The 26,862-nt window shown below is 46.9% G+C and carries 20 protein-coding genes; 5 read left to right on the forward strand and 15 right to left on the reverse strand.

The window, feature by feature from the left end; translation table 11 throughout:
- Positions 1-474: 474 nt before the first annotated feature.
- From FVR03_RS12175 to FVR03_RS12215, 9 genes are all read right to left on the reverse strand, one after another.
- Complete coding sequence (locus FVR03_RS12175; protein WP_147922030.1) at positions 475-1,098, reverse strand: DUF6515 family protein; 624 nt, start codon at positions 1,096-1,098, stop codon at positions 475-477.
- Positions 1,099-1,301: 203 nt separating this feature from the next.
- Complete coding sequence (locus FVR03_RS12180) at positions 1,302-1,763, reverse strand: DUF4890 domain-containing protein (protein WP_147922031.1); 462 nt, start codon at positions 1,761-1,763, stop codon at positions 1,302-1,304.
- Between the two features lie 443 nt (positions 1,764-2,206).
- Complete coding sequence (locus FVR03_RS12185) at positions 2,207-2,617, reverse strand: hypothetical protein (protein ID WP_147922032.1); 411 nt, start codon at positions 2,615-2,617, stop codon at positions 2,207-2,209.
- Between the two features lie 639 nt (positions 2,618-3,256).
- A complete protein-coding gene (locus tag FVR03_RS12190) occupies positions 3,257-3,664 on the reverse strand; it encodes a hypothetical protein (RefSeq protein ID WP_147922033.1) in 408 nt (135 codons plus the stop codon).
- Between the two features lie 151 nt (positions 3,665-3,815).
- On the reverse strand, positions 3,816-6,632 hold the full coding sequence (locus FVR03_RS12195) for a TonB-dependent receptor (RefSeq protein ID WP_147922034.1): 2,817 nt from the start codon (positions 6,630-6,632) through the stop codon (positions 3,816-3,818).
- Between the two features lie 344 nt (positions 6,633-6,976).
- Positions 6,977-7,738, reverse strand: a complete 762-nt coding sequence (locus FVR03_RS12200) for a LytR/AlgR family response regulator transcription factor (protein ID WP_147922035.1) — start codon at positions 7,736-7,738, stop codon at positions 6,977-6,979.
- Complete coding sequence (locus tag FVR03_RS12205; protein ID WP_222707223.1) at positions 7,735-8,829, reverse strand: sensor histidine kinase; 1,095 nt, start codon at positions 8,827-8,829, stop codon at positions 7,735-7,737. The genes FVR03_RS12200 and FVR03_RS12205 overlap by 4 nt, the downstream gene beginning before the upstream one ends.
- Before the next feature lie 293 nt (positions 8,830-9,122).
- Positions 9,123-10,130, reverse strand: a complete 1,008-nt coding sequence (locus tag FVR03_RS12210; protein WP_147922037.1) for a Kelch repeat-containing protein — start codon at positions 10,128-10,130, stop codon at positions 9,123-9,125.
- Between the two features lie 17 nt (positions 10,131-10,147).
- Positions 10,148-11,533, reverse strand: coding sequence for a DUF4270 family protein (locus FVR03_RS12215; RefSeq protein WP_147922038.1), 1,386 nt, complete (start codon positions 11,531-11,533; stop codon positions 10,148-10,150).
- 858 nt (positions 11,534-12,391) lie between these two features.
- Between FVR03_RS12215 and FVR03_RS12220 the strand changes: the two genes are divergently transcribed.
- From FVR03_RS12220 to FVR03_RS12230, 3 genes are all read left to right on the forward strand, one after another.
- A complete protein-coding gene (locus FVR03_RS12220) occupies positions 12,392-12,799 on the forward strand; it encodes a hypothetical protein (RefSeq protein WP_147922039.1) in 408 nt (135 codons plus the stop codon).
- A gap of 158 nt (positions 12,800-12,957) precedes the next feature.
- On the forward strand, positions 12,958-13,560 hold the full coding sequence (locus tag FVR03_RS12225; protein WP_147922040.1) for a hypothetical protein: 603 nt from the start codon (positions 12,958-12,960) through the stop codon (positions 13,558-13,560).
- 641 nt (positions 13,561-14,201) lie between these two features.
- Entirely contained in the window at positions 14,202-15,299 is a 1,098-nt protein-coding gene (locus FVR03_RS12230; protein ID WP_147922041.1) for an IS4 family transposase, read from the forward strand.
- On the opposite strand, the gene FVR03_RS12235 is transcribed toward FVR03_RS12230, so the two are convergent.
- A complete protein-coding gene (locus FVR03_RS12235) occupies positions 15,281-15,646 on the reverse strand; it encodes a hypothetical protein (RefSeq protein WP_147922042.1) in 366 nt (121 codons plus the stop codon). The two genes, FVR03_RS12230 and FVR03_RS12235, sit on opposite strands and share 19 nt — an antisense overlap.
- A gap of 57 nt (positions 15,647-15,703) precedes the next feature.
- Here FVR03_RS12235 and FVR03_RS12240 point away from each other — a divergent pair, with 57 nt between their 5' ends.
- Together FVR03_RS12240 and FVR03_RS12245 are read left to right on the forward strand one after the other, a co-directional pair.
- Positions 15,704-16,927, forward strand: a complete 1,224-nt coding sequence (locus FVR03_RS12240) for an IS256 family transposase (protein ID WP_147922043.1) — start codon at positions 15,704-15,706, stop codon at positions 16,925-16,927.
- Positions 16,928-17,063: 136 nt separating this feature from the next.
- Positions 17,064-17,477: a hypothetical protein gene (locus FVR03_RS12245; protein ID WP_187270144.1), complete on the forward strand. Its 414-nt coding sequence runs from the start codon at positions 17,064-17,066 to the stop codon at positions 17,475-17,477.
- Between the two features lie 469 nt (positions 17,478-17,946).
- Here FVR03_RS12245 and pafA read toward each other — a convergent pair whose 3' ends face one another.
- The 5 genes from pafA to FVR03_RS12270 form a co-directional block, all read right to left on the reverse strand.
- The gene (gene pafA / locus FVR03_RS12250; protein WP_147922044.1) at positions 17,947-19,596 is read right to left on the reverse strand and encodes an alkaline phosphatase PafA; all 1,650 of its coding nucleotides are present in this window, start codon (positions 19,594-19,596) and stop codon (positions 17,947-17,949) included.
- 60 nt (positions 19,597-19,656) lie between these two features.
- Positions 19,657-20,994 (reverse strand): alkaline phosphatase family protein, encoded by a 1,338-nt coding sequence (locus tag FVR03_RS12255; RefSeq protein WP_147922045.1) that lies wholly within the window; start codon positions 20,992-20,994, stop codon positions 19,657-19,659.
- 42 nt (positions 20,995-21,036) lie between these two features.
- Positions 21,037-21,738: an HD domain-containing protein gene (locus tag FVR03_RS12260; protein ID WP_147922046.1), complete on the reverse strand. Its 702-nt coding sequence runs from the start codon at positions 21,736-21,738 to the stop codon at positions 21,037-21,039.
- 365 nt (positions 21,739-22,103) lie between these two features.
- A complete protein-coding gene (locus FVR03_RS12265; protein WP_147922047.1) occupies positions 22,104-23,534 on the reverse strand; it encodes a tetratricopeptide repeat protein in 1,431 nt (476 codons plus the stop codon).
- Between the two features lie 18 nt (positions 23,535-23,552).
- On the reverse strand, positions 23,553-26,447 hold the full coding sequence (locus FVR03_RS12270; RefSeq protein ID WP_222707224.1) for a TonB-dependent receptor domain-containing protein: 2,895 nt from the start codon (positions 26,445-26,447) through the stop codon (positions 23,553-23,555).
- Between the last annotated feature and the right edge of the window lie 415 nt (positions 26,448-26,862).

Below are 26,862 nucleotides of genomic sequence, written 5' to 3' on the forward strand. Positions count from 1 at the left end.
TTAGGCTAAAGCCGTAACAGCAAAAAAGCCACTAAATCAAAATCAGTGACACAGTTTAGTTTACACTCCCTTTGCTCCCTATCATGTCTTCCTCAAATGGGAGGGTGATAGTCACTGCAGTTTGCTCCCAAAGTTATGAGAGGTCTTTCTAACTGTCATTTGTGCAGCAGGGATGCCTGGTTGCCCTAAAAGTAAAGCCCTAGCCTGCTCTCCATCTCATACATGGCGTGAGCAAACTCATGGTTATATGATTAAAGCACTTACCGCCTTAGCCGGTTTTCAACGTTATTGAACAATATCCGACCCTCGTCATGCAAGATCTTATCATGCTGGCTACTGAGATCCCCTAATAAAGAGAGTAACCATAGAGACAATGTGCATTTCCTTATAAATGGGGGAGCTACATAAAGAATTAAGCCTAAATAAGCGTCGTCATGCGATCACTTATTCAGGCCTATTAGTTAGAATTGAATATTAGAAGGTCACAACCTGATACCCTATCTTGTCATCAAATTCAGGGGCATCCACTTCCGCATAATAAACACCATCCAGGAAGTAGTACTCATTGCCGTCCACAACTTTGATTTCGTATCCCTCCGGCAATGCATCCACCACCGCACCCTCTGGGGCGTTCACCACAATGTATTCATCCGTTTTGGCTGCCTTGAGGTAGTATGTTCCGTAGTAATAGTAGTAAGTCCTGGGGCCGATTGGGACAGCCCTGAACCCAACAGGCAGCACTTGTACCCTTACCCCCCTCACTGGGCGCGTTACAACGTAAACACCGTTGCGCCGTGAGTAGTAGACTCCGTTATGGTAGAAGAACTGACTGTCCCCAAAACTGATGGTTATATAGGAGGCAGGCAGCGCAGTGACTGTTGCGCCCCACCTGGGCATTCCAAGGTAACGTGTATGGGCCTTTCTCACAACCACCTTTCTGACGGGCCTTCTCACGACTACAACTTTTTTTGGAGCCCTGTGATTAGCAGCGACCACTCTCTCCGGCTTCCTGTCTCTTCTGTTCTGGGCAAGTAGAGCCTCCCCCGTCATTGCCGAGGCGACAGTAAGTATAATGGACATCAGTATTCTCGCTTTCATGTCAATTGAAACTAATTTAAAAATTTATTTCACCCCTTTGATAATCTGAAAGGATTAAGGTTTAATTCCTAGCTCTATGCGAGGGGAGAAGCTATACATCAGACACCAGTATCAAAATACAGTGTATTTATACTGGTGTCTGATGTCCTTAATCCAAAGCAGCTTCTGTGCTACCACATCCAATTTCAAAGCAGCTACAAGAATCAACTATGCTGTTTGCCGATCCTTTTGCCTCTTCGGCTGGCTTGCATTTGCTTCTTTTCCAGCTCATATTGTGCGTATTGTTTCTTGCTGGCGATTTTCTTGAACTCCTTGTCCCAGTCAGCTCTCAGGCGCTGCATCTGCTCTACCTGTTTCGGTTTTTTTTCACCGCCTTTGGCGAACTGGCCTCGGAGAGCCCGCACTTGCTGGGCGTGCTTCAGGTTAAGGGCCTGCAGTTTTTTCGTCTGAGACTTGTTCAGGTCAAGCTTCTGCTGCAGCACTTCGGTGCGCTTGGTGGCCATTTGTTCCGGCGAAACATTTGGCTTGCGGTCTTGGTTGTCGCGGGAGTTCCCTCTGTCATAGTGGTCTTGCTCTGTTCTGTTGTCGCGTTGCGAACCATTTTGTGCCTGTGAGGTGGCGGCTACCGCCAATCCTAGCATCATCATTACTACTAACTTTTTCATATCCGTTTGCTTTAAATGGTTAAAAATTTAGTTGCCTTGGTTACAAAGGATAAGGCAAAGCAGATGCCAGGAATCGCCTAAAACAGCACGGATTCAGCTAAACGGACAAGCACAAACTTCAAGTAGACAAAAGGTGGGGTGAAGCGGCCTTCTAATTTTATGCTAACCTTTCATGTGAAAAAATATTATATCCGATATAGATAATGAGCGGTTCAGTTTTGTTTCTGAAGGCATATAATGCTTGAGAATTCACCTAGGATGATTTCAAATAGCCAGTCCTATTTATACAGGGAAATTGATTTTTTCAGCGATAAGGTACTCAGGGTCTAAGTATCCCACTTTTCGTACATGTTTATTTAAGACATTTATCTTTCTTTACTACCACTACTATGAAATGGTCATGTTGCGAACTTGTCGCTCCTGTGCTTCAAAAGCAGTTGTTCTTAGCTAAGTAGCCAGTTTAAAGCCTCCCTCTTGCCACTAAAGGTCTTCACCTTGATAGAAGTACCGAGTTTTTGTGTGGCCTCAGCAGTAACATGGAGCACTCTTTGTTCATGAGAAAGTCTGGAGGAATTGACACGGGCTATTTTCTCTAAGCGAGACTTCATCAGATGAGCAAGAAACTTCCCTACAACTACTTTATAATCCTCATCCTCTATCTGCTCTACCAGCACTCTACTTGAGTCCAGCAGAAGCCTTTTTATATCATAGTTCAGAATGTGTTCGGCCACAATCTCCAGAGAACGCATCAACTCATACACACCGATTTCCACTACATTTGGTAGGTCTACAGTTACAATGTCTGTGGAAGGATTATAATCAAGCAACATTAATCCATTCTGGTAGATGATCATATACTAAAATTTTTAAGGGCAAATGTATGCCGAACTTACTGCCTAGTAGAAGTAATGCTCTCTTAACAGGAGGAATAGTAGATACTTTACTCGAGGCAATTATGCAATTTTAAATTTACTAAGGGCTTGGCTGAACGAATGTAAAACTTACGGTTAGGTATGGCTGGGTAGTATTTGTGAGGCTGAAATTCAACTGTATTACGCGCGATGCATAATACTATACAAGGTGTGCAGCTATTGCCTGTAATCTGCTACTAAGCCATGACAACAGACGAGCGTGGTTAGCTCGTAAAATAAGGCAGTAGATGGCTTCCAGCTCATCAAGCTGGGCTCTTGACAAGCTACTTTATTTATGGCGGATGGATCCGTTAAAATTTCAAGAACCGCAGCCTTTCCCATTTTATAAAAGTTAAGTGTTTTGTAAATTCTTACAGCAGAACAAGCATATTCACTGATATAAGTGCCAGTATAAACAAAATATAGGTTATTCTGAAATAGTTAAAATGCCTTAGAGATGTCACAGTTGTTGCTTTATATAGTTGCTGGTTTTCAGTTAGATTAATTTTTCGTACATTGTGATAAAGCAAGGGCAGGGAAGTTGCATATTCCTTAATCCAGCTGCTTCCCTGCCTTTTCTGCTTAAATAGTACCTCCACCTGGTCTAGCGCCACCCGGACGCCTGCCAGCACCATCCTGCCTTGCAGGACGATTTGCACTTTCTACTTTTTGAATTTTTGCAAACTCAGTTTCGCCTACCAATTCTTTTATTTTGGCATCCCTATTTTTCGTCAGTTCCATCATTTTCTCTCGGTCAGGACGTGTTCCTCCAGTGGTCAAGGCATCGAGGTCCTTGTAATAGGTCGTATAAATGGCGTTAAGGTCTGTCCACTGGCTTTCAGACAAGGTGGCAGTTTCCTTCAGTTTAGTTGTTGTCTGCTCCACCCTTTGCTCTACGGTCTGTTTTTGTTTGCTGCGTGGGCCTTGTTGTGCCAGGGCGGTCCCGGAAACAGCAAGCGCTAAGGCTGCTGCCATCACTAATTTTTTCATGTTACTTCTTTTTTAGGGTTATATAATTAATAAAAATACTTTATCGTAATTGCTGCTTTGCATCAGCTCCTTTGGGGATACTATCTCTTCTACCTTTGTTCTTACATGGCAATGCAGGGGCTATAGAGGTAGGGACAGCTGATTTTTAAAATTAACCATTGGGCATTCGCGGTGGGGCACCTCCAGGGAAACCGCCACGAGGCCTATTTGGTAAACTGGGGTCGGTTGCAGGGGCTGCCCCGCCCCCGAAGTTGCGGAGGTTATAGGTGAACGTGAGCATAAAATAGCGTTGCAGCACGCTCGACTGCACGTCCTCCACGTAATGGGCCAGCACATTGCGCTGGATACTTACATTTTGCTTTAGCAGGTCATTTACGCTTAAGCTCAGCTCGCCCTGCTGGTTCTTGAGAAGCTTCTTGCTGATGCTCATATTCCAGAGCAGGTAATTGTTGTCGTAACCTTCGCTAAGGCCAGCGTTCAGCTGGTGGTTCAGCTCGGTACGGTACACCAGGCCTCTGAGGAAAATCCAGTTGTATTTCAGGCTGGTGTTCTGGCTAAAGTAGTTGCTGTTCAACTCCGGCTGAAGCGTGTTCTGCACCATGCTGTAGGAGGAGTTGGTGGACAGCGTAAAATCTATTTTCTCACTGATATTGCTGCTGAGCGTAAGGCCCAGGCCCAGGTTGGGTGCTTTGACATAGTTGAGCTGCCCGTTGCTCAGGCCGGGGGTACGGGCATAGCCGATGGCGCCGTGTACACCCACATTCGAGCTAAGCAGGCTCACCGGCTGACCATAGTGTATCACAGACCGGATATTCCAGTAGCCATCCAGGTTTACCGGCTGGATAAGCTGCTGCCCGGCCTCCAGCATGTCGCCGTTGCTAAGCATGACAGGCTGGTCAGTGGCCCTGGTAATGCTGTTGGCAATATGGTTTTGTGTGTTGCTGCCGAATAGCCCCACAAAAAACACGCGGTTGGTTTCCATGTCGAAATCTCGAAAACCCAGTCGGAAATTATTCTGGTAGCTCTGTTGCAGCTCCGGGTTGCCCTGCACCAGTTGCACCGGGTTGGTGTTGTCGATCACGTTCTGCAGCTGGTCTGCCGACGGCGGGTTGGTGCTGGTGCTATAGTTAAGGTCAAGACTACGGGTTTTGGAAAAGGTATAACCCAATTCCAGTGTGGGCAGCACGTTTTTAAACGTATGGCTCAGCTCATAATTCCTGGGGAAAAGCTGGTCGTTCTGCAGCGTGGCAACCTGGTAGTTTACCCCTACCCGAAGGCGCAGCTTGTCGAGCGTGTACTGATAACCGGTTCCGTAGCGTTGCGTCAGATAGGTGCTGCTGAAGGTGTTGCTCAAGGTGGTGTCCAGCGCACTGTACCCCTGCGTCAGCTCCTCAAAGTTGTAGGTCCTCCGGTCATTGTCGCGCAGCTGGTTGCCGATGCGATACTGTACCTGCAGCTGCCCGTGTTGCCCCACCGGCTCGGTAAAGGTTCCTTCGCCAGACCAGCTGAGGCTGTTGCCGGAGAGGCTGGTGTATTGGTTCCGGTTGATGTTCCTCCCCGCCCCATTAAAATAAAACGTGTTCGCCAGCAACGAATTTTCGCCTTCCGTTCCTGTAAAACCTGTGTTCAGGCTGGTAGAGATGGTGCGGCCTGGCAAGCTGAATTTGTGGCTGTAGAAGATGGTGTTGTTAAATGTGTAGGTGGTGTTATCGCTGGCAGCGTTATTCTCCGTCTCGTTCAGGGGGCCGTTGGCATTATACATGTCTCCGGCCAGCTCTGTTGCCCCGGTGTTTTGCTGCAGGCTAAGACTGGGGGTTATCAGGAAGCGGTTGTTCCCGTTCAATTTATAGTCGAGGCGCAGGTTAAGGCGCTGGCTGGCAGTGGTGGTGTTGCTGTAGCTGGCCTCCTGGTACACCTGCCCTGAATCGGATGGCAGCAAATAGTGCTGCACCCGAAGCCGGTCGTTTTGGTTTTGTCGCTGGTTGTAGTTGTAGTTAGCGCTTACCTCCAGCTTCTTGCCCCACATGTCGCTGTAGTTCAGCCCAAGCGTGTTAGTCGAAATAAGCCCCGTAGTAGAGCCGCCGCCCACAGGAGACCGGCGGCCCCGCATGCCGCCGCCAGGTGTTTCCCCTACCGAAAAATCAAGCATGTTGATGTTGTTTGTGATCCCTGTCACCGTCAGGCGCCTCTCGCCATTGAAAAAGTTGATGCTGGCACCGACCATATACCGCTCGTCGGTGCCGTAGGCGGCAGCGGCTTTGCCGAACTGCCCGTTCCGGCGGTCTGCTTTTGTCACGATGTTGATTGTTTTCTCACGGTTGCCGTCGTCCACGCCGGTCAACTCGGCCTGGTCGCTTTTCTTGTCGAAAATCTGGATATTGGCAATTACGTCGGCAGGTAAATTGCGCAGCGCCGTGCTGGCATCATCTCCGAAAAAGCGCTTACCGTCTACGAGCACCTGCTTTACGTCCTGGCCCTGTGCCTGTATGGTTCCGTTGCTGATGGTGATGCCGGGCATTTTCTGTACCAGGTCTTCGGCGCTGGCATCGGGAGCTGTCTTGAACGCGGCAGCGTTGTACTGCACGGTATCGCCTTTCTGCTCCCCCAGCGGCACCTTGCCCACCACCTGTACTTCCCTGATGGTTGTATTGGACTCTTCCAGCAGGAATGTACCCAGGTTGACGGCTTCGTCCTGTACCACTACTCTTTTGGAGAGTGGCTTAAAACCCAGGTAATTGACCTCCACCGTATACGCCCCCGGCTCCACACCGTTAAACCGGAAAACTCCCCTCTCGTCGGTGGCCATACCTGTTTTGTTATCGGAGGTGATGCGCGTCAGCACCACAGTGGCACCCGGCAGCTCACCCTGGTCCTGGCTGCTCTGTACCTTGCCATATATCGTCACGCCCTGGGCCTGCGACTGCACGAAAGCAAGTAAAGCAACGATTATCAAAAATGCTCTTTTCATGATTTTGAAACTTAAGCGGGGATCCATACCTGATGCAGAAGCATACCTGGAGATCAATAGCATAACCAGTAAGTTACTGTTTATCAAAGATGCAGCATTCTGTAAGGGGTTGCCACTCAAAGAAATATGAAACGGACAAAGTAGGAGATGAAGCGGACATGCGCGAATTGAAAGATTAGTCTGACGTCAACTTCTTGCGAAAAAAACGGGTATGGCGCTTGTCTTCAAGCTCTACGCAGGAGCGGCTTAGGATGAAGTGACACTTGCCTTACATGGCAGGCATATAAAAAAAACAGCGCCTGGTGATACCACATCACCAGGCGCTGTTTCAAGTTTGAAGCTTATTACTGACTAGCCAGCCAGTTCAGGAAAGCCGGGCTCTTGGCCTTGCTCACGATAACGTCCTCCTGAAACGGAATGGAGAGCGCAACATGCAGCTTTCGCCCAAAATACTGAGCGGCTTCTTTCACCGCCTTGTGGTTGACCAGGTGCTGCCGGTTTGCCCGGAAGAACTGTGTCCCCAGCATATTCTCCAGTTCATCCAGGGTGTGATTCACAACATAGCTTTTCTGATCGAAGCAAATAACTTTCGTGAGCTGGCTCTCGACATAACATACCGCAATATCGGTGATGGGCAGCGGGATGATTTTGTCGCGCTGGTATACCAGAATAGAACTCCGCTTTTGCGTCAGCCTGTTCTCGAAAAGCTCCAGCAAATGCTGGTAAGGAGTATCCTGTTTCGAAAGGCGCTGCTGGAGTTGCTTATACTTCTGAAGCGTGCCCTGGATGGAGGCGGTAGTAAATGGTTTGAGCACATAATCGATGCCGTTGGCTTTGAAAGCATCCAGGGCATACTCGTTGTAGGCGGTGCAGAACACGACGGGCGTGCTGGTTTCTATCTGCCTGAAAATCTCAAAGCTCAGACCATCGCCCAACTGGATGTCCGAGAAAATCAGGTCTGGCAGGCTGTTTCTCTGGAAGTAGCTAACAGCCGATCGCACAGACGGCAGAATCGCCTCCACCTGTATTGACTTGTCCAATTGCACCAGCGTCTCGGCCAGGTCCTCCGCCATCAGCGGCTCGTCTTCTATGATTACGACTTTCACTTCTTTAGAATGGGGATTTTAACGGTAAACGTATCGGCTGTATCAGCAATCAGCACCTCATTATCTGATAACACTTTATAACGGGCAAAAAGATTTTTCAGGCCTATGCCGGATGAAGGTTCGCTTAAAGACTTTGTCTTCTTATTGTTTTGCACCATGATGTAACCGTCTCCGGTGTAAGCGATATCAATCTGAAGTGGTTCCTCGATGGTGAAACCGTTGTGCTTTATGGCGTTTTCGGCCAGCAGCTGCAGAGAGAACACCGGTACGAAGCCTGTTTCCATCAGTTCATCCGGAATATGGATGTGATACCGGAAAGCATTTTTGAAACGAACCTGCTGCATCTCCAGGTAGTCCACACACAGCTTCAGCTCCTCTTTCAGCGGCACCGTGTCCTGCGTGTCTGCCGTGATGGAGGCGCGCAAAAACTCGGATAGCCTGATAAGGTAATCCTCCGCCTCCAGGGGGTGCCGCTTGATGAGCGTCTTGAGCGTGTTGAGTGAGTTAAAGAGGAAATGCGGCTGCAGCTGGTGCTTCAGGTGCTGATGCTGCGCCTGTATGCTGTTCATCTTCAACTGCGTGTTTTCGAGCTCTATCTGCGCCTTGTTTCGCTGCAGTACCACCAAGTCCAGGATAATGAGCACAACCGTGTTGTTGGTGAAAGCCGCGATCAACGGGAAGAAAAGAGCCCTGCCATACCTGGGGTCTGGCACAAGTTGCGCCAGCAGAGCAATGTATAAGGCAACCAGGCCAAACGTGATGGCATAACTAACGACGTACCGCACAATGTGCTTGGTCTTTTCTGCACCCTGCAAGCTTCTGAACCTGGAATACAACAGGATGTTCATCCCCCACAGCACCAGCATCATCAGGGTCGTCACCAGCACATTGGTAAATATGTTCATGGGAGGCCTTCCCCTCATGGGCGGGCCGCCCAGACCTCCCATGCCCTGGGGCGGAGGGGGCGGACCCACAAAATAGAGGTTCGAGGAAATTAGTGCGTGCAGCACACTGAAAGCCCCAAACAGGACAGACGTCACCAAGGCTACCAGAAGCAGGTCCCTGACGTAATTCTTTTGTTTATCAATCATAAAAATCTCCTGCGCAGCCTGTGCTCCCAGCCCCAATCTCGTGAAACGATAGCTTACAAGCTGTTGAATATACTTAAAGTCGCAAACAAGGCCTTGGGCAAACATGAAGCTGCTCCAAAAGGCTGCCGTTGCCTCACAATATACCTCTGATTCCGCAAGCCTACAGGTATAGACAAGCATAAATTTTTGATCCAAAGGGCAAGCAGACAGAAGGCATAAGAAAAGCCTGACAAAAACGCCAGGCTTCTCCGTTACGAAACAAACAATGAAATTTCATGAGTCTGAGCCACCCTTTAGTCAGCACTTGCTGCCGGGTCAAACAACCACAGGTCATCGAAACGGTAAGTGCTATAGTTGCCGGTGGAGATATAGCCCCGGTTGTCAATCACGAAGCCAACGGCTCCTTCCCTGGCACCGCCATCAAAGTCATTCTTTCTCGTCCAGAGGTCGCTCAAGGCATCGTACTCCCATACTTCGCTGAGTAATGAACCGTTTGTGCCCGTTACCAGGTAAGCGCGGTTATTGATTTCCAGGGTAATGGCCGATGCCCTGGACAAAGGATATGTTTCTCCGTCACGCTCGTCGCTGGTCAGGCTTTTCAGGCGCTTCCAGGAATCGGCTACGGGGTCGTACTCCAGGAGATCTGTTTCGTAGAGGCTGTTGTTGCGGCCACCACCCACGTAGCCTTTACCGTTTTGTGCAAAGGCAAAACCGTTTAAGCGTTTGGCTCCTCCCAAACCTACTTTCTCTGTCCATTGCCCACTTGCCGGGTCATACTGCCAGAAGTCCTTGAGGTAGTTGCCGTCATATCCGGCTCCGATATACCCCTTGTCCTGGATGGTAAGGGCGAGGGCTCCATAGCGGGCCGTACCAGGGAAGTCAGCAATTTGCGTCCAGGTATCGGTGGCAGGGTCATACTCCCAGAAGTCGCGGAGATAATTCACGCCATCGAAGCCCGTGCCCACATAGCCTTTCCCGTTGGCGGCAAAACTAACGGCTGCACTACGGGCTGCACCCGGGAACTCGGCTTTCCTGATCCAGGCACTTTTAGTGGGGTCGTACTGCCAAAAATCCTGTAGCCTGTTCCTTCCGTCATATCCGGTGCCTACGTAGGCCTTATCGCCTATGGTGAAGGAAACCGCCCCGCTTCGGGCCACTCCGGAAAACTCGGATTGCCTGATCCAGTTACCCCAGATTTCCTCCTCCTCCTCGGAGCTGTCACAGGAGGAAAAGCTTAGTAATGCTATTAGAATGCAGGCTGAACGCAGCAACTGGCGCAGGTGACGTGTAAGTGTATCCATCTTGTTTTAAACGGTTATTAATTGAGTTTTGTATAGTAGATTCTGAGCTTCACTTTGTTTGCAGCAGCACCCTGCCCACCTACCGCGAGCCGGTTAACCGCCTGAACAAATTCCGCTGCAGGAGCCCCCAGTAAGAGTGCCCTGTCCTGCGGCTGAGTGGCATTCAGCCTGCCAATGAGGTAGTGTGTGATGTTGAAGGAGTACTTAGAGTTCAGGCTGTATTCATCATCGGCCTTCAGCGCGGCTGTCTGCACCTCCTCTGAGTAGTCCTGGAGCAGAAGGCTGAGGGGTTTGCTGTTCAGGTCAGTTTCGTAAAGGCTAACAGTAGCCGGCGCTGCAAAAGGATATTTGATGGTGTTGGCCACAGGCTGCACCTCCAGCTGCACGCCATTGATCAGAGCCGGGACCAGGATTTCCTTCAAATCATTCAGGTATGGGAAATCCAGCCGGACCATGAGTCCTGTACCCGACTGGGCAAAGCTCATGTTGCCGGTTGCTGTACTAGCCACAGGGTCACCTCCACGCTCTATACCTGACAGGTAAGACGATGAGAAATCAGCTGCGATGTGGTTATACTGGGTGCTGCCGGTGATAAGCGGAAAATCCTGATAATAGCCTGTGCTGCCTTCTGTGGATGAAACCCTGTATTGCAACCTGATGACGGCTCCCGCCGCATTGAAGCCAACTACTGCTCCTCCAGTTGATGCACTAAGACGAAGCCCACGGAAATAATCCAGGAATGCCTCGGTACTCTGTAGACTGTTGTTGCTTTGCTGCTGGAGGCTGAACCACTCCTCGCCAAGTGCATCAGGCAGCGGTATAAATAAACTGTCTAGGCTGCCGGGGCGTGGAGTAAAGGTATAGCTGGTTAGGGGCTGGCTGGCCACAGCTGTTTTGCTGGTGTTATACAGTCCGCTGGTGGTATAGAAATAGGAACCGGCCGTTTCAGTACCTACATAGGGCGGTAACGTAGTCTCTTGTATTGAATTAACCAGCCGGTGAACATCCAGTTGAATGGCTTGCGTCGTGTCGCCATAGCTGTAGCCGGTGTAGGGCAGCACCAGCTCTACCGACTCGAATACACTTTCCTCGTCCAGGGCCCAGCTGTTTCCCAGCCCTACCTGAAAGTAGGCATGTGTTGCCGTTTTACTTACCAATGGGTCGCTGTAATTACCAACCAGTATGGTTCCCATTCCGGAGGTGACAACTGAATCGAGCTGTACTGTGGAGACATGCACCGTGACTGTATCGGTGTAGAAAACCGACATAGGGCCATCTTCCAGCTCCAGTCCCATTTCGTTAGGGTCGTCGCAGGAGACAAGCGGCAGAAGCAGCGTCCCAAGCAAGCATAGTCGCTTGAGCTGTCGAAGGGTTTTGGTGGGAATCATGAGGTTATAAAGCATTATACAAAGTTGAGGGGGGCACAGCTGCTTCTTAATTTTGGAACAAAGCTCCTATATCTATCAAGGGCATTCAACCTTAAAGGAAGTGAAGCGGACAAAAGGGCTGGTGAACTAGGCATATCTCCGTTTAAGATGTAGCTGGAAACCTGCTATTCATGACCGGTAGTATCCTTCAAAATGCGATTATAATGCTGTCTTTCCTGCTCTTTTCTTCAGCTCCTCCAGCTTGCTCAGCTGCATTCCCTCCCGAGAAAACATGCCATACAAAGCACTTATAGGAGAGCTTATGTTTACGACGGGTGCTGATTGGGGCAAAAATGGTATGAGCTTCGGGATGTAGTGGAGATTCCGGACTATGCTTGTATTAGCCTTTTCGTTTCTTGCTCTGCGCAAAAGTTCTTCAGGAGTCGGATCCGATTGAATATATCAGGATACACATGGAGGACCTGGTGCCTTATATGGGCAATAAAGGCAATGTATCTAAGGTGCTCAGCCGAAAGCGCTCGTCTTCCCCTGGTGATGATCCGGAACTTGCACCAGGGACTGCGCTTCCCGTTGGAGGTACTTATTGCAGAGCCTGATTTAAATAGCAAAGCTCCCGGCTAGCAGGTGGCTTTGCTGTTTTGTTTCTACTCTAAATTACATGCTTCTAGAAATATTTCTCTGTTTAACATAAAAGAGCTTATCAGCCACCGGTAAATGCTCTGTTTAACAGCTCGTAATTCCACCGATTCTTGAGATGAATATTGTCAACCTATGTCAGTACAAGACACTAATTCCTTCTTAATCCTGCACCACTTTTACACTGCAGAAATGGCACCTTTAGAAAGCATTCCATATTTAAGTTATCTTTAAACTATGGAAAGATTAAAAAACATAACAAGAGAAGAAGCAAACGAGCTAATTTTTTTATCACCCGAAGAGCTTGCCTCTTATATAGAGGCAAACCAGAATATATATGGGATTGATAATCAAAAGTATTATTCCTTTGAGGATCAGAATTCGCAGGAAAGGTTTTTAGTTACATGGATTCATAGCGCAGAACAGCCTACTTTTAAGGTTACGGTTCTTAGTCCAAAAGATGTACTTCAACAAGATACTCTTCTATTTTCAGAGAAGGCTTTCTTTATAACCAATCATCTACATGACCCTATATATCGGAGCGTTTTCGAAGTATTCTATCAGCCTGATGGCCTTCTGGCAATCGACCTAATTCTGCAGAGTAAGTCGAGACCAAGAGGTTTCAGATACTTTGTGCAATATTAGCTAGTTCTAGCCAAGAAACTGAAGTAATAAGCTCAATCACCTGCTATGTAAAGCAATTTGTGCTTTGAACTTTCATCCTTTAAACATTCTGCTGAACATAATAGTAATCATCAGCCTCAGATAAATCATGTATCTATTATCTTGTTAACTCATTGAATATGAAAGCAATCTTATTTTTAACCTCTGCTTTATTGATCTTTAATGTGCCTTCGTTTTCTCAAGATATAAAAATGGATGGATTTACCGTAAAAGACTATGCTTCATTAGAGCCGAAAGTCAATGGGAACAATATTTATAGGAGCGATATAAATCATTACAGGATTAAAATCCCCAAAAGTTGGTCAATCAATAAACCAAATTCTATTGGTGTTGAATTTAATGCGGTCGATCCTTTAGGAATGGCTACGATGAATGTTCATGTTACTCACTTTGATAATCCTCCCAAAAAAGATGCCCATGATTTTCCTGTTTCGGAGGCACTTAATGGCTTTAAGCAGATTATGCCGATTACTATATTACTAGAGAGCAAAAAGACTTATGTCAATAACCTCAAGTGCCTTCATGTAAAAGTAAAATCAAATATTAAGTCTCTTGATGATGATTATTATATCATAACTCGTAATTATGTATTTCTGAGAGGGAATCGAATGATTTCTCTTACATATCAAGTAATTGAAGAATTTGATACTGAATATTCAACTATTTTTGAAGATTCAGTATTGTCATTCGTTTTTGAAGATCATTTATATAAAATCAAATAGTTATAATATTTATTATAAAAAGAAGGAACACAAGATAGAAATATATCCCCAGCCACACCTACAGGTTAGACTTACCACCCTATAGCCCTACTGTTCGTTAAACCTCGTTTTTCGTATCAATACATCACCTAATTTTGATACAAAACCACTGCTCCAAATCGGTTCTTATCTAGCACCCGATTGACAACAAGTAGCAACATTAAGTAATAATGTTAATTAGCTGACTGGGGTGTTATTAGAGTAAAGAAAACCTTCCTTTTATTTACTCTAGTAACAACTAATATAGGCTATGAGTGAAGTGTAAGTTAAGTACTAAACATCAACTAGATTAGCGTATGTAGTTATTCTTCTATTATTTCTTTAGCATCATTAACAATTTTATCTATCTGCTCTTTTTTCTTCACTAAGGTTTTATATTTCCCATTAATTATGAGTTCATTCAATTTGCCTAATCCAGGATAGTCCTTTGCCTTCTCTAAGGCCTGCTCAAATTTTGTTTGCTGTTTTAAAACTTCAAGTAAAGGATGGTCTGAATCCTTACTCTACCCAACTAAAAATTGAGGTTTGAGATTGGGGGTTTTAAAAAAGAACAGGAAAGCAGAACTTTGTGGTGACCAAACCTAAAAATTCGCTTTCCTGTCATGAAGAAATACTTCAGTACCAAAATTAAAGAAATATTCGATAAAGTAGAGATCGTCAGCCACCTTGCCCGCAAGAAATTCATCTTCAGCTTTGTGCTGGGTCTGATTAAAAGCCGGAAGGTTCACTTCTGCGAGGTGGCTGAGCACCTCAACCATAAAACTAAGGCTGCCTGCAATGAAGTCCGCATTCAGGACTTTTTCCGCCAGGCCGTCCTCAATTACGAGCAGGTGGCTATGCTGCTATGCCTGTTTCTGCCCCGCAAAGGCAAGGTGCGCCTGAGCATCGACCGCACCGAGTGGGACTTCGGCAAGTGCCAGGTCAACATCCTGATGGTGCTGGCCAGCCATGGCAAGATACAGGTGCCGCTTTACTGGTCCCTGCTGGATAACAAAAGCGGCAATTCTTCTACGCAGGACCGCATTGATGTGGTAGCCAAGTGCCTGCATTTGCTGGGCAACCGCATCGGGCTTCTGGTGGCAGACCGGGAGTTTATGGGTCATAAATGGCTCAAGTACCTCAAGGATAGCGGTATCAACTTCTGCGTCAGGATGCCAAAGCACCACCTCATCGAGCGGCTGGACGGGCGTGTGCAGCAGGCTCAGGAGCTGGCTAAAAGCCACCCGCTGAGCCTATCCGACTGCCTGGTGGATGGGGTGTGGGGAAATGTATACCTCAAGCGTACTGCCCAGGGTGATCTGCTTTACCTCTTTGGCACGATGGAGGCCAAGCACCTGGGCACCGTCTATCGCCGCCGCTGGACGATAGAGGCTTGTTTTCAGGCATTCAAGAGCAGGGGCTTTGACCTGAAGAGCACGCATCTCAAGGACCTGGAAAAACTGAAGAAGCTGGTGGCGATGGTTTCCATTGCGTATGGATTGTGCGTGAGTTTGGGCATTTACCAGGATGCCAGGGTGAAAAAAATCAAAATCAAGAAGCACGGCTACAAAGCCAACAGCTATTTTCGCACAGGACTTAACCAAATAAGGGAAATGCTCAAAATGAAAGCAAAAGATTGGCACCAGAGGATAGAAATCTTTATCCGATGGCTCAATCGCCAATTTCAATACTATCAAAACACTCATTTTTTAGTTGGGTAGAGTACTGAATCCTTATAATCAGAAATTAGTTTTCCAGGATTTTCAGTCGATATCTCTAATAAATTGAACAGCAGTTTTAATTTTAAATCTTTAGATATATTGCTGTCTTCCAAGCTTTCAATTTGAGTAGATAAACCTTCAAAGGTTTTACTAATTACTTCTTTATGTGTATACTCTTCAATTAATCTTTTTGAAAGGTTCAATTTCTTGTTAGCAGCAAAGGTAAACCATAACATAGGAATATATAAAGGAATAACGGCAGCGGCTATATTAGGTAGTATATCTATAACTTCCCTAAATGGAGTACCAGTTCTAATGAAATATATGCTGATAATGACAGAGAGCATGAGGCTGTAAAATAAACTGTGTCAAGATAATAGAATTGTTATTTTAGCACAGTAATTATGGAAGAGAACAACAGTTTAGATCTGGAGAAGATCAAGCGTCAGTTTCTGGAGGAGTTCAGAAGCGGCAAACCTACCTTTGGTAAAGACGGAGCTCTTGGTCCGCTGCTCAAGCACTTTTTAGAAGCCGCTCTGGAGGCAGAGATGGATGTGCACCTGGATAAGGAAGAGCGAAGGAAAGGCAATCGCCGCAATGGCAAAGTGAGCAAGCAGGTGCGCACTTCTGACGGTGTGATTGAGCTGGAGAGTTCCCGTGACCGCTCCTCTAGCTTTGAGCCGCAGCTTATTAAGAAGCGGGAGACGATATTGGCCGAGAACCTGGAGCCCCGCATCCTGAGCATGTACGGGCTGGGGATGAGCTTTCGAGACATCTCCGCTCACCTGAAAGAGATGTATGACATGGACATTTCCCACGACACGCTCTCTGCCCTGACAGAAAAGATCGTGCCTCAGGTAAAGGAATGGCAGGCACGACCGCTAAACTCACTCTACTGCATCGTCTGGCTTGATGCCATGCATTACAAGGTGCGGCAGGAAGGGCGCACCGTTTCTAAAGCTGTCTATAACATCCTGGGCATTGACCGGAATGGCTACAAAGAGCTGCTGGGCGTGTATGTATCAGAAAGTGAGGGTGCTAATTTCTGGCTCTCGGTGCTCACCGACCTGCAGCAGCGGGGCGTAAAGGATATGCTCATTGCCTGCATCGACAACCTCAAAGGCTTTGCCGAAGCGATCACCAGTATTTTTCCGCAGGCAGAGGTGCAAAGCTGCATTGTGCATCAGATCCGAAACAGCCTCAAGTATGTAGCCTCTAAAGATCAGAAAGCGTTTATGCAGGATCTCAAACCTGTATACAGAGCAGAGAGCAAGGAACTGGCCGAGCTACGGCTGCTGGAGTTGGAAGAGAAGTGGGGAAAGAAATACCCAAAGGTCATGGAGAGCTGGCAGCGTAACTGGGAGAAACTCTCCACGTACTTCAAGTATACAGAGCAGATAAGGAAGCTTATCTATACGACTAACACTATTGAAGGCTTTCATCGGCAGGTACGTAAAGTGACCAAGACAAAAGGAGCTTTTCCTTCGGACATGGCCCTGCTGAAGCTCCTCTACCTCTCCCACCAGAACATCAGCAAAAAGTGGGTGATGCCGCTGGCGAATTGGAGTCAGACGGCCCAGCAGCTATCCATCTGGTTTGGTGAAAGGATGGAGCTAGACTTGAAGTGAAAAAACACTTCAAGGTGTTGCTTTTACTGTTAGGCTAAAGCCGTAACAGCAAAAGCAACAGTAAAGCAAAAAAATAAACTGACACAGTTTAAATTACACTCCCGTAGCTAACGGCGAAATTGAGCCTTTCCACGAGTTGCAGCCCAACGGCACCTATAAGTTCTTCTACAACACCAACTGGTATGACTACCTGTTCAAGAAGTACCAGTATTCAAGTATGCACAATATTTCCGTGTCTGGCGGCACCGAAAAGTTAAAGGGTTACCTGTCCGGGAGGACCTTCGACAGGGAAACGATCAACAACATCGCTGATAGTGGCATGGACCGTTACAACCTGAAGGCCAATGTCACCTTCAAGCCTAACAAATGGCTGGAGCTTTCCAATAACATTCTCTTTAACCAGGAGAAGGACGAGAGCTTCGGAGGCTTCCGAAACGGCTACGGCGGCATCTGGAGTACTACTACCTGGTATAACCTGTATCCTTTTGCGCCTAATATGATTGAAGGTGTTCCAGCCGACGTGTACGGCCAGGGGGGGCATCCCCTTTAAGTTTGTTCTGCTCATAGAAAGCCTTGAGCTTGTGATAGTTGCTGTACCAACTATCAAGGAATGCTCTGTTGAAGAGCCTTTTCTCTGAATCCTCCATTCCCTTGGTTGTCATTATACAAAAGTAACGCTTGAGACACCAGTAACTGTGTAAAGGTCATGTTATGCTTTCTTAAACTTTAGCCAAAGCTTTAACATGGCCCTTACACACATTTCGTAAATCCAGAGATACAACCCCAGTTGCCAATTAAATTAACCTTAATGCATCATCCAGTATTGTTTATCAGTTCAGGTACAATCATTCAGATTAAAAAGCCACTACAGAGTTTGTCGGTCCTGTTAGTACAGCTGTTAAGAACCTGACGTACTAATATTTAAGGAGCAGTAGCATCAAGTTTGTAAAACCATCCTGGTTTGGGCAACTCTGATCAAAGGACTTTACGGCTTCTTGTTTAAGCCTAAAGAAAGGGGGCTACTCTGTTATTATTTGACTTACACGTCGCTGCGTGCTGATGCTTTCCAATAGCGGCACCATCGGGGTTCCTGTAGTACCGTTAGGCATGGAGTTTCCTAAGAGCAGCGAAAGCGTCGGGGCTATGTCCGGGATAACTGTTCTTTCATACGTAATTCCATTCGGAACCTTCCATCCCAGCCACATCATCGGTATATGTGTATCATAGGAAAAGGGACTTCCGTGCGTGGTGCCTCCGGCCGATGAGTAGTAGTCACTGATCCACCCAGGCTGCATGACCAGCAGCATGTCTCCGCTCCGCTGGGGGTTATAGCCGTTCCTAACCAGGTCGCAGAGCGAGCTAACCCATCGGCACTGCCCTAAGTCGCTTGCCAGCATGATATCATAAACCCCCTGCCGGGCAGACAGACTCTGTTTGCTAAGCAACAGCACCTGCTGCAGGTCTATTTTATGTTTGCTGATCAGGCTCCAGTCTAAAAATACTTGCTCATTGCTGACATTCCTCACAAGTCCGTCCACTCCTAACCCCTGTTTCAGGGCTCCGTTTAGCACATCCTGTATCTTCTTTCCTGAATAATATCCCGTGTTGCTTTTAACATATGCCGGAACATCTGCAGCACCGTGGTCAGCGGTAAGGAAGATAAGCACGTTATCCATGCCAAACTTCTTGTCCAGGTACTTGAGGAACCGCTGCATCTCTTGGTCCAGGCGCAGATAGGTGTCGTGCACTTCCCTGCTGTGCGGTCCGAACTGGTGCCCTATGATGTCAGGCGAAGAAAAGCTTAGGGCCAGGATGTCCGTTATACTGTCCTGTCCAAGCTGCTCTCCCTCTATGGCAGCAATGGCGAAGTCTACGGTTATGGTGTTGCCAAATGGAGTACTGGATAGGATGCCTAACCCGCTATTCTTGCGGATCTGCGGAAGATCGTAGGGTAAAACAGGTTTGTCCAGCCCTTTGTAGTTCTTCTCGAAGGCAGCATCATCTGTCTCTGCATAATGCTTCTCACTTAGCAGTAGGTCCCATTTCTGGCTAAGGTATTTCTCTGCGAGGTTACGCTCGTTGAATCGCTTTACCCAATCAGGTAACTGCGCCATGTAGTATGAACTGGTTACAAAGCCACCGGAGGTTGCATCCATCCAAAATGCGCCGCTCGCACGATGGCCGGCAGGCAGTATGGCGCTACGATCTTTGATAGCCACCCCAATGGTTTTTGCCTTCATGGACGTATGAAAGCGCCATTGGTCCAGGATGCTGGTCGACTGCATCAGCACCGGAGAGCGTCTGGCACTTGGTTTCTCGGTACCTACAGGTTGTACGCTGCTGTCTTCAACGCAATACACGCTTTGGCCTGTTGTTTTGTCATACCACTCATTGCCTATAATACCATTAACAGCAGGTGTGGTCCCCGTATAAATGGCTGCATGGCCAGGACCTGTAAAGGTAGGCACGTAGTTGTAATAATGGTTGGCCATCACGTAGCCGTCGATAAGGAAGCGCCTAAAGCCTCCTTCCGAGAGCTGCCCCTGATATTTAGAGAGATAATCATAACGCATCTGGTCTACCACGATCCCCACCACCAGCTTTGGCTGGGCCAGGAGGGGCGAGTTCAGCAGAAAGGTGCTGAAACAGAAGAGTAAAAACTTTTTCATTAAGTTGACATAAAAACCATAGGTTGCTGAACCTATGGGAATGAAAGCACTACTTGTAAATCAGTTATTCTTATCCTTCTGTGAAACACCCACTGGTGGTTTAAAGTTGATTCCTAACAGTTCAGCTACAAACGGTGCAATGTCCTCTAAGCCTACGGGTAAGGTTTGTTTAACTTTATTAACACCAGCACCAGAAGCAATAAATCCAGTTTGTATTTCAGGGAAATCAGGATAAAACCCATGGGCTCCCCCTTTTCCTTCTTTACGGGCTGGGCCGTCTACATCTCTTTTCAAGGCTACTCCCTTAACAGCGGCTAAGGCCATAACTGCATCGGGCGCAGCACCAATCCTCTCAAGTTCCTCCTTCTCCACAATCCTAAAAAGCTTTCTTTCTTCCTCCGGTAAATTGTTAAGCAGGTCCCTTACCTGTTTTAGGGTTTTCTTGTCATTCTTATCTTTTAGGTGCAAGAAAGCAGAACCGGTAGCTGTATGAAACATTGCTTTCCATTTTACCTCGATGCCTACTTTAGAAATGAGCCCTTGCTGCGCTAACCACACATTCGGAGACAAACTGGTATGGATGTCAACAAAACCATGATCTCCTACAATTACAAAAGCGGTGCTGTCCAGGATGCCGGCTTTTTCGACTGCCTCCCGAATGGCACCCACCGCATGGTCAGCATTGGCTACTGCTCTAGGCACATTCTTACCCTCACGGCCTTCTGCATGCTGTGCGCCATCTACTCCAACAATGTGAACACTTATAAAGTTTGGCTTATACCTCCTGATAATATAACCTGCCATTCTACCAATGTTCTCATCCATACTATAGTACCGCAGGTTTAAATCATTGGCTTCCAAAGCGCCTGTTGCGTTTTGCATGACCTCCTCAAAGAGCCCTTTAGGAGTAGCGGCTTCACTGATCGGCGCTCTGCGGTCTCCAGGACTTTGCAGCGAAAAGTTCTCAGGCAGGTTGTAATGTATAGGAGCCCCTACAGAAACAGGCCATGATACGGAAGCTGTCTTCATGCCTGCTTTATTCACTTTATCCCAAAGCGTTTCGGTTTGTATCAGTTTTTCTTCCGTAAACCAATTTCCGGTAGCTCCTTGAGGCTCGAAAGGAATGTTATAATAAATGCCATGTGCTGCTGGTAGAGCACCCGTAATAATGGTGGTGTGCGAAGGATATGTAACCGTAGGAAAAATTCCTCTTACGCCTTCCGAATACACTCCTTCTTCCATCAACTGGTGAAGATTGGGAGCAGGCCAGGATTTATCTAAATAAAAATCCGGTCTTAACCCATCTATGCTGATGAGTACCACATACTTTGCCTGTTGCCCTACAGCACTCCCAAAACAAAGTAATGAGGTTAAAAACAATAACAAGGTTCTTTTCATCTTTATGATTGAATGCAAATGATATAATTTGAAATGCCAACCTTATTCAGGTAGTGTGCTCAGTTCCCACTTTATGTTCTCGCGGGCAGAGCTTTCATAGAGCTTGTAGAAAACGTCTGTTTTGAAGATTCGGTCCATTCCTAAAAAATAGTTTAAGACCCTTTTCCGCCCTGCATCAAACTGAGGTGAACTGGCATACTCCAGCCTCACGTTTTGCACATACTTTTTGTAAATGTCTCTCTCCAGACCAAGAATAGACATGTCAGCGTCATTAAATAAATTAGTGTCCTGATCATTGCTTAACGCGTGCGACTTGGTCGCTAAAATCAGTTCCTGGCATTTTGCTATCTTATCTTCCGGGTAGTTGACTTGTCTTAAGTGCTCCACAGCAAGTTCAGCGCTTCTTTCTTCATTCCTGTGATCAGGAGAGCCATAAATCACGTCGTGATAAACCATAGCCAGTACAAGTGTCTCCCAATCCGTTATCTGGTCTTTGCATTTCAGCAACTGGGAATAAAAATTATCGAGGTGCTCCAGGTTATGGTAGTGCCTTTCTTTGCCGGTATAGTTTGCCTCCACCTCCTGCCATAGGCTTTTAGCGATCTTATCGCTTTTGCTATACTTTTTTATGATAGCTTTAAATGCAGTCCTTACCTCATTCTTAGGTGCGGCAGCCGTAGCTACTTGGTGCAGCAGGCACAGTAGCATAGTAAGAGTAAGTACATATTTTATTTGTGGTTTCATGTAACCTATGTTAAAATGTAAACAAGTGTTGCTTAAAGAATTGTTTGTCGGGTTCTGGGCAATTATTTAAATGGATTGGGCCCTCCAGAGCTTTCCGCTACTGTTGCTGCCGTTCTTCAACATCCGACAGTTTATACTTTATGCAGCACCAAGTACTTGCAAGTAAGTTTTGTCGGGAGCAACAGCTGGAGCAGTATCACTAGAAGGCTTTTTTATTAGAATAATTGCTTCTAGATACAACAAGCATTATTTGCATGTACTTCGTGCTCGTCCAACTTTAATTTAAGAAGTCAACTGTTTGCAAAACTCTCCCCATGAGGCGAGAGTTTTGCAAACAGTTATTTTGGTAAAGTACCAGGGTGACATTACTTAAGCAGCGGGAGAACCCTGTCTGCCGTTTTGTTCTGCACAAGCACCTTGTTCATATCCACCTCCATTGTTACCAAACCAGTTGCTTTATCATATGTAAAATCGTCCATGCCCAATTGGCCCGGTATATAAGAAGGAATAATAGCCTGCGTGTGCTCCGCATTTACATTTTTGTTGTTCTGCTGCTCCACCTGCGATACCGGGAAGCGCATACCAAGGTCAGTCATTCTTCTTCCTTCAGACATAAAGATTTCCTGGCGCATTAAACATAGCAAATACAACACCTGGTCAGAGGTAGTGGCGCCATCTATGTCGGCTTCGGTCACGGAGGATCCTGAAACGGTATAGACTGTTATGTTTCCGGCTTGCCTGTCCAGGACAAACCCGCTTCTGGCTGGGCTTGCCTTATCAAATTTCACCTCTACGGTCGCTAAAAGCGGATAGTCACTTCTGTTTCCTTTCCGTTGCGCCAATTTTGCATCTATAGAGGCAACAGGCCTGCGCTTCACCACTTCTAGCAGGCTCTTCAAGACTGTTTTAGCTTCATCAACATTATTGTTTCCTAGTGCTGCTTCTGCCAGGATCAGAAAAGCCTCCTCCCCTTTTAAAATGGCTATCGGCTTCTGATCTGTGCTGGCATTGCCTACATGATAGTACTTGGGATCCAGAAAGTCCAGCCTTGGCAGTGGAGCATAGGTATTGGTGGAACTGCTGAAAGTATAGGTTTGCATCGTGTTAGACACACCGTTTACCCCGTCGAATGCAACCTGTAGCAGCAGCATAGGGTTATTCTTTACTACGTTATCGGCATAAGCAACAGCATTTTGCTTATCTCCCAGGTTATAATAGGCTCTTGCCAACGCCAGGGCATATTGCTGCTTCTTAACAGGATCATTTTGTAAGGCATCCGCTGCCTTAATGTATTCGATCGCTTTCTGTAAACGTTCTGCGGCACTTGCCACGGGCCCACCAGCTGTAAGTGGCAGGTTCTCGTATAGCTCTGCCCCTATCAGATAAGCGTACCCGCCTATAAAGTGCATGTCCGCTTTGATGTTGTCTGTCGTTTCGCGGCTGGCAGGCGCCACATTGTGCAGGCCGTAATCTGCCATCTGGCTTAGGCGGGCAATAGACCTTTGCATGTTATCCACATCAAGGTCTGAATAAAGAATGTTGGGAATATCAAATACCTTGTTAGAAAGGGAGCTGTTGTTATAATAGTTATCGGATGCTATCTCCGTAAAATGAACCGTATTGTTCAGCGTTACTGCCAGTTGCCGGTTCATGCCGTTCAGCCAGATGGCTTCCGACTGAGGTGTCCCCAGAAAAGATTCGTCGGTAACATTGGGGTTCTGCACCTCTACCAGGGAGCAACCAGATAAGCCCGTTAAGATAGCTGCATAAAGCAGTTGTTTTATATAAGTATGCATGATAATGTCTTTCGCGTATTAGAAATTGATTTTAACAGATCCTATAAACTGACGTGGCGCTGAGTAGGCGGCGTAGTTTAGGCCACCTGTTGTGGCAGAACCCTGGCCCTGGGCGCCGCCAGGCATTACGGCCTCAGGATCGGAGGCTGAAGCGGTAAAGTTGAGCGGGTTAACTGCCGTGAATCCGATGCTCAGGTTTTTCAGCACGTTGCCGAGAAACCGCTTGTCAACTGCGTAAACAAGCCCTACTGTCCTTACTTTTAGGAAATCGCTTTTCTCCACAAAAAGCTGCGAGTAGTTCAGCCAGTTTGCTGTGCCGTTTATAGCAATCTCCTCTGCCGGCACACCTTCCGTAGAAGCCCCGTAGTTAATTCTGAACTGCTTGTCCCAGTTAGACAGATATCCTCCAGCCTGATAGTCGGCATTGGCGAAGAAAGAAAGGTTTTTATAAGCAACGTTTAAGCCGGCGCTTCCGGTAAGTTCAGGAAGAGTGGAGCCCAGGAAAGACTGCGGAGTAGTACTCACTAGCGTTCCTTCGGGTCCGAAAGTACCGTAGTTGCCACTTATATACCCCACCGGGTATCCTTCCTTCACCACAATCTGGATAGTCCGGGAGCTCATACCGCTCAGGTTAAATGAAGGGGCACCTCCAGTGCTAACCACCAGGTTATCGATGGTATTGGCAGAGGCCCTTAGCCGCACGTCCCAGTCTTTTCTTTCCAGTAAGGCTACTGTCGTAGAGAATTCCCATCCTTTGTTAGATATAACGCCTATGTTGCGCAACACATTTGGCTCGCCTGAAGATGCGGCCGGAGGAACTACGAACAAGGCATCTTCCGTCCTGTTGTTAAAGTAGTTCACTGTCAGCGACACCTTGTTGTTCAGTAAGCCCAGGTCCACTCCTGCTTCCCTTGAGTGGGTTTTTTCAGGCCGAAGGTCAGGATTGCCAGGCTGGCCGAAAGTGGCAGCCTGCCCGCCCAGAAAGCCGTCAAAGGCAATGGTGCGCTCATTGGCAAACGGAGTAGGGAAATTACCTGCTACACCGTAGTTGGCTCTTATCTTTATAGTGTTGATGAATTTAGGGTTCCAATCTGCAAAGAACGGCTCTGAGGTTAGAATATAAGAGAAGCCAACTTTTGGATAATACTGCACCCCGATAGAACTTCCGAAAGCAGAGTTTCCATCTCCCCTTATGCCCATGTCCAGGAAGTATCTGTTCTTAAAGCCGATGTTCTCTTGCAGAAATAGACCATAATTGGCTACCTCGGCATAAAACTCAGAACTGGTCCGGGTAGCAGCCTGGCTCACTGTTAAAGCTCCGTCACGAATGTCCTGGCCGATATAGGCGATCTGCCTGTCTTCGGTTCTGAAAAGCTGCCCGCCGAGAGTGGTTAGGAAAGAGAAATCGTTGATACGGTAATCATACTGGCCTGTAAGATCCAGTGTCAGACCCAGATAGTTTCTGTCGTAGTTGGAAAGTGACCCAACATTGTTGGACCGGATATGCCGGTTAAAAGCCATAGAAACAACCGACTGCTCTCTTTGCTGGCGAGAATCGATGCCGAAGGCGCCCTTAATCAGCAGCTCTTTGAGTGGCTGGAATTTCAAGGATTGCGAGGTGGTGAACCGGTTAACCTTCGAGGTGTTATTCTGGAGCACTTCTGCAGAGTCAACAAAAGACTTTACTCTGGCAAACTCTGCCTCGCTTAGCTCATCCAGAACAGGGTTAAAACCGGGGCCAATAATTTTGGAGGCGCCGTCTTCGGCAAACCAAAGGCCGGAATAACCGCCGGAGTTACCATTTCTGCCCCGCCTTAAACCCTGGTTATTGTAAGAGAAGCTGCTCTCGTAGGTCAGGTCGCTCAGCACCTTCGCCGAAAAACCTACCCGGAAGTCAATCTTCTCCAACTGGTTCTGGTTATGGATGAGCACGCCGGTGGACTTATTGTAAGAAGCGCCCATGCTATAGCCAAAGTCGCTGTTTCCGCCGTCCATTCCAACACTATACCTGTTGTAAAATCCGTCCTGAAATAACAGGTCTTTCGTTCTGTCGAAGTAGAGGTACTCATTTGTAGCATACTCTCTGCCTACATCCGCACTTGCATTAAACGAGGCCTTTCCGGAGCCATTTTTCTTTGTAAAGATTTGCAACACACCGTTTGCCGCATCCGAACCATATAAAGTAGTAGCAGCGCCACCATTGATGAACTCAATTCTTTCTATGTTTTCAACAGGGATATCGGCAAGAGCGCTGGTGGCTGCTCCCTGCGAAATTCCTCCCGAAAGGCTCATTCCTATAGTGGGGGCAGTATTCAGATTATCCATCCGTACGCCATCAACATAGATGATAGGAGTAGAATTAGCAAAGGCAGAGTTAAGCCCCCGGCTTTGAATGATAGTGGTGGAACCAGCCTGCCCACCCGATAACTTGATCTGAGCGTTAGGAATCTGCGACTGTAAAAGCTGATCGATTCTGTTAACAGGCAGGTGTTTTATCTGCTCTGCTGAAATGGTGGTAACATTTGTCGACAACCTTCTTTTGCTCACATTTAGCCCTTGCCCTGTTACTACCACCTCATCCAGCTTTACCATGTCTTCCTGCATCTCAATGATGAGTAGTGCAGTTCTGTCTGCGCTGTTCAGCACTTTACTTACAGGCATATATCCGACAGCAGTGAAAACAAGCGTAACTCCATTGTTTTGTGTTACCGGAGCAAGTGTCAGTAAGAAATTGCCATTTACATCGGTAGAGGTGCCGTTTTGGGTACCGGCAATCTGAATGCTTACACCAGGAATGGTGTTTTTACTTTTTGCATCCTTTACAACTCCATGCACCTTTTCCTGCGCAAATAAGGGATGGGTATTCACGATCCATAAGAGAATCGCCAATAAGGAGACTTTGTACAGCTTCACAATAGGATAGTTTATAGGTTTTGAATACAGCACAAATCTAAGCCTACGCTATTATCTTAAAATAACCACGTGATTAACATAAGATTAACATTAAGCCCTACAGATTAAGCAATCCTGCTTTTTGATATTTTACCGCATTAAAATAAAACTATCAACTCAAATAGAGGGTAGCGGTTAAAGAGAGGGAGACTGACAGGGTCATTTTATGGCTTCTAAGTGCTACCCAACACCATCAATAAATATCAGTAAATAAAAAAACTGAATTGAAGGCAAAAACTATTGCACACCATTCTAAAGCTTATCATGGCTATTTATAGCCCCCTTAGTGGAAAGAAGACAATATATCTGATAACACCTTTTATGTTGAGCAGAAATTCAATTTGAATATAATGTCATATCTAGCACAAATTACTTT

Origin of the sequence: Pontibacter qinzhouensis, from assembly GCF_008017455.1 — a bacterium.
Taxonomy (GTDB): domain Bacteria; phylum Bacteroidota; class Bacteroidia; order Cytophagales; family Hymenobacteraceae; genus Pontibacter; species Pontibacter qinzhouensis.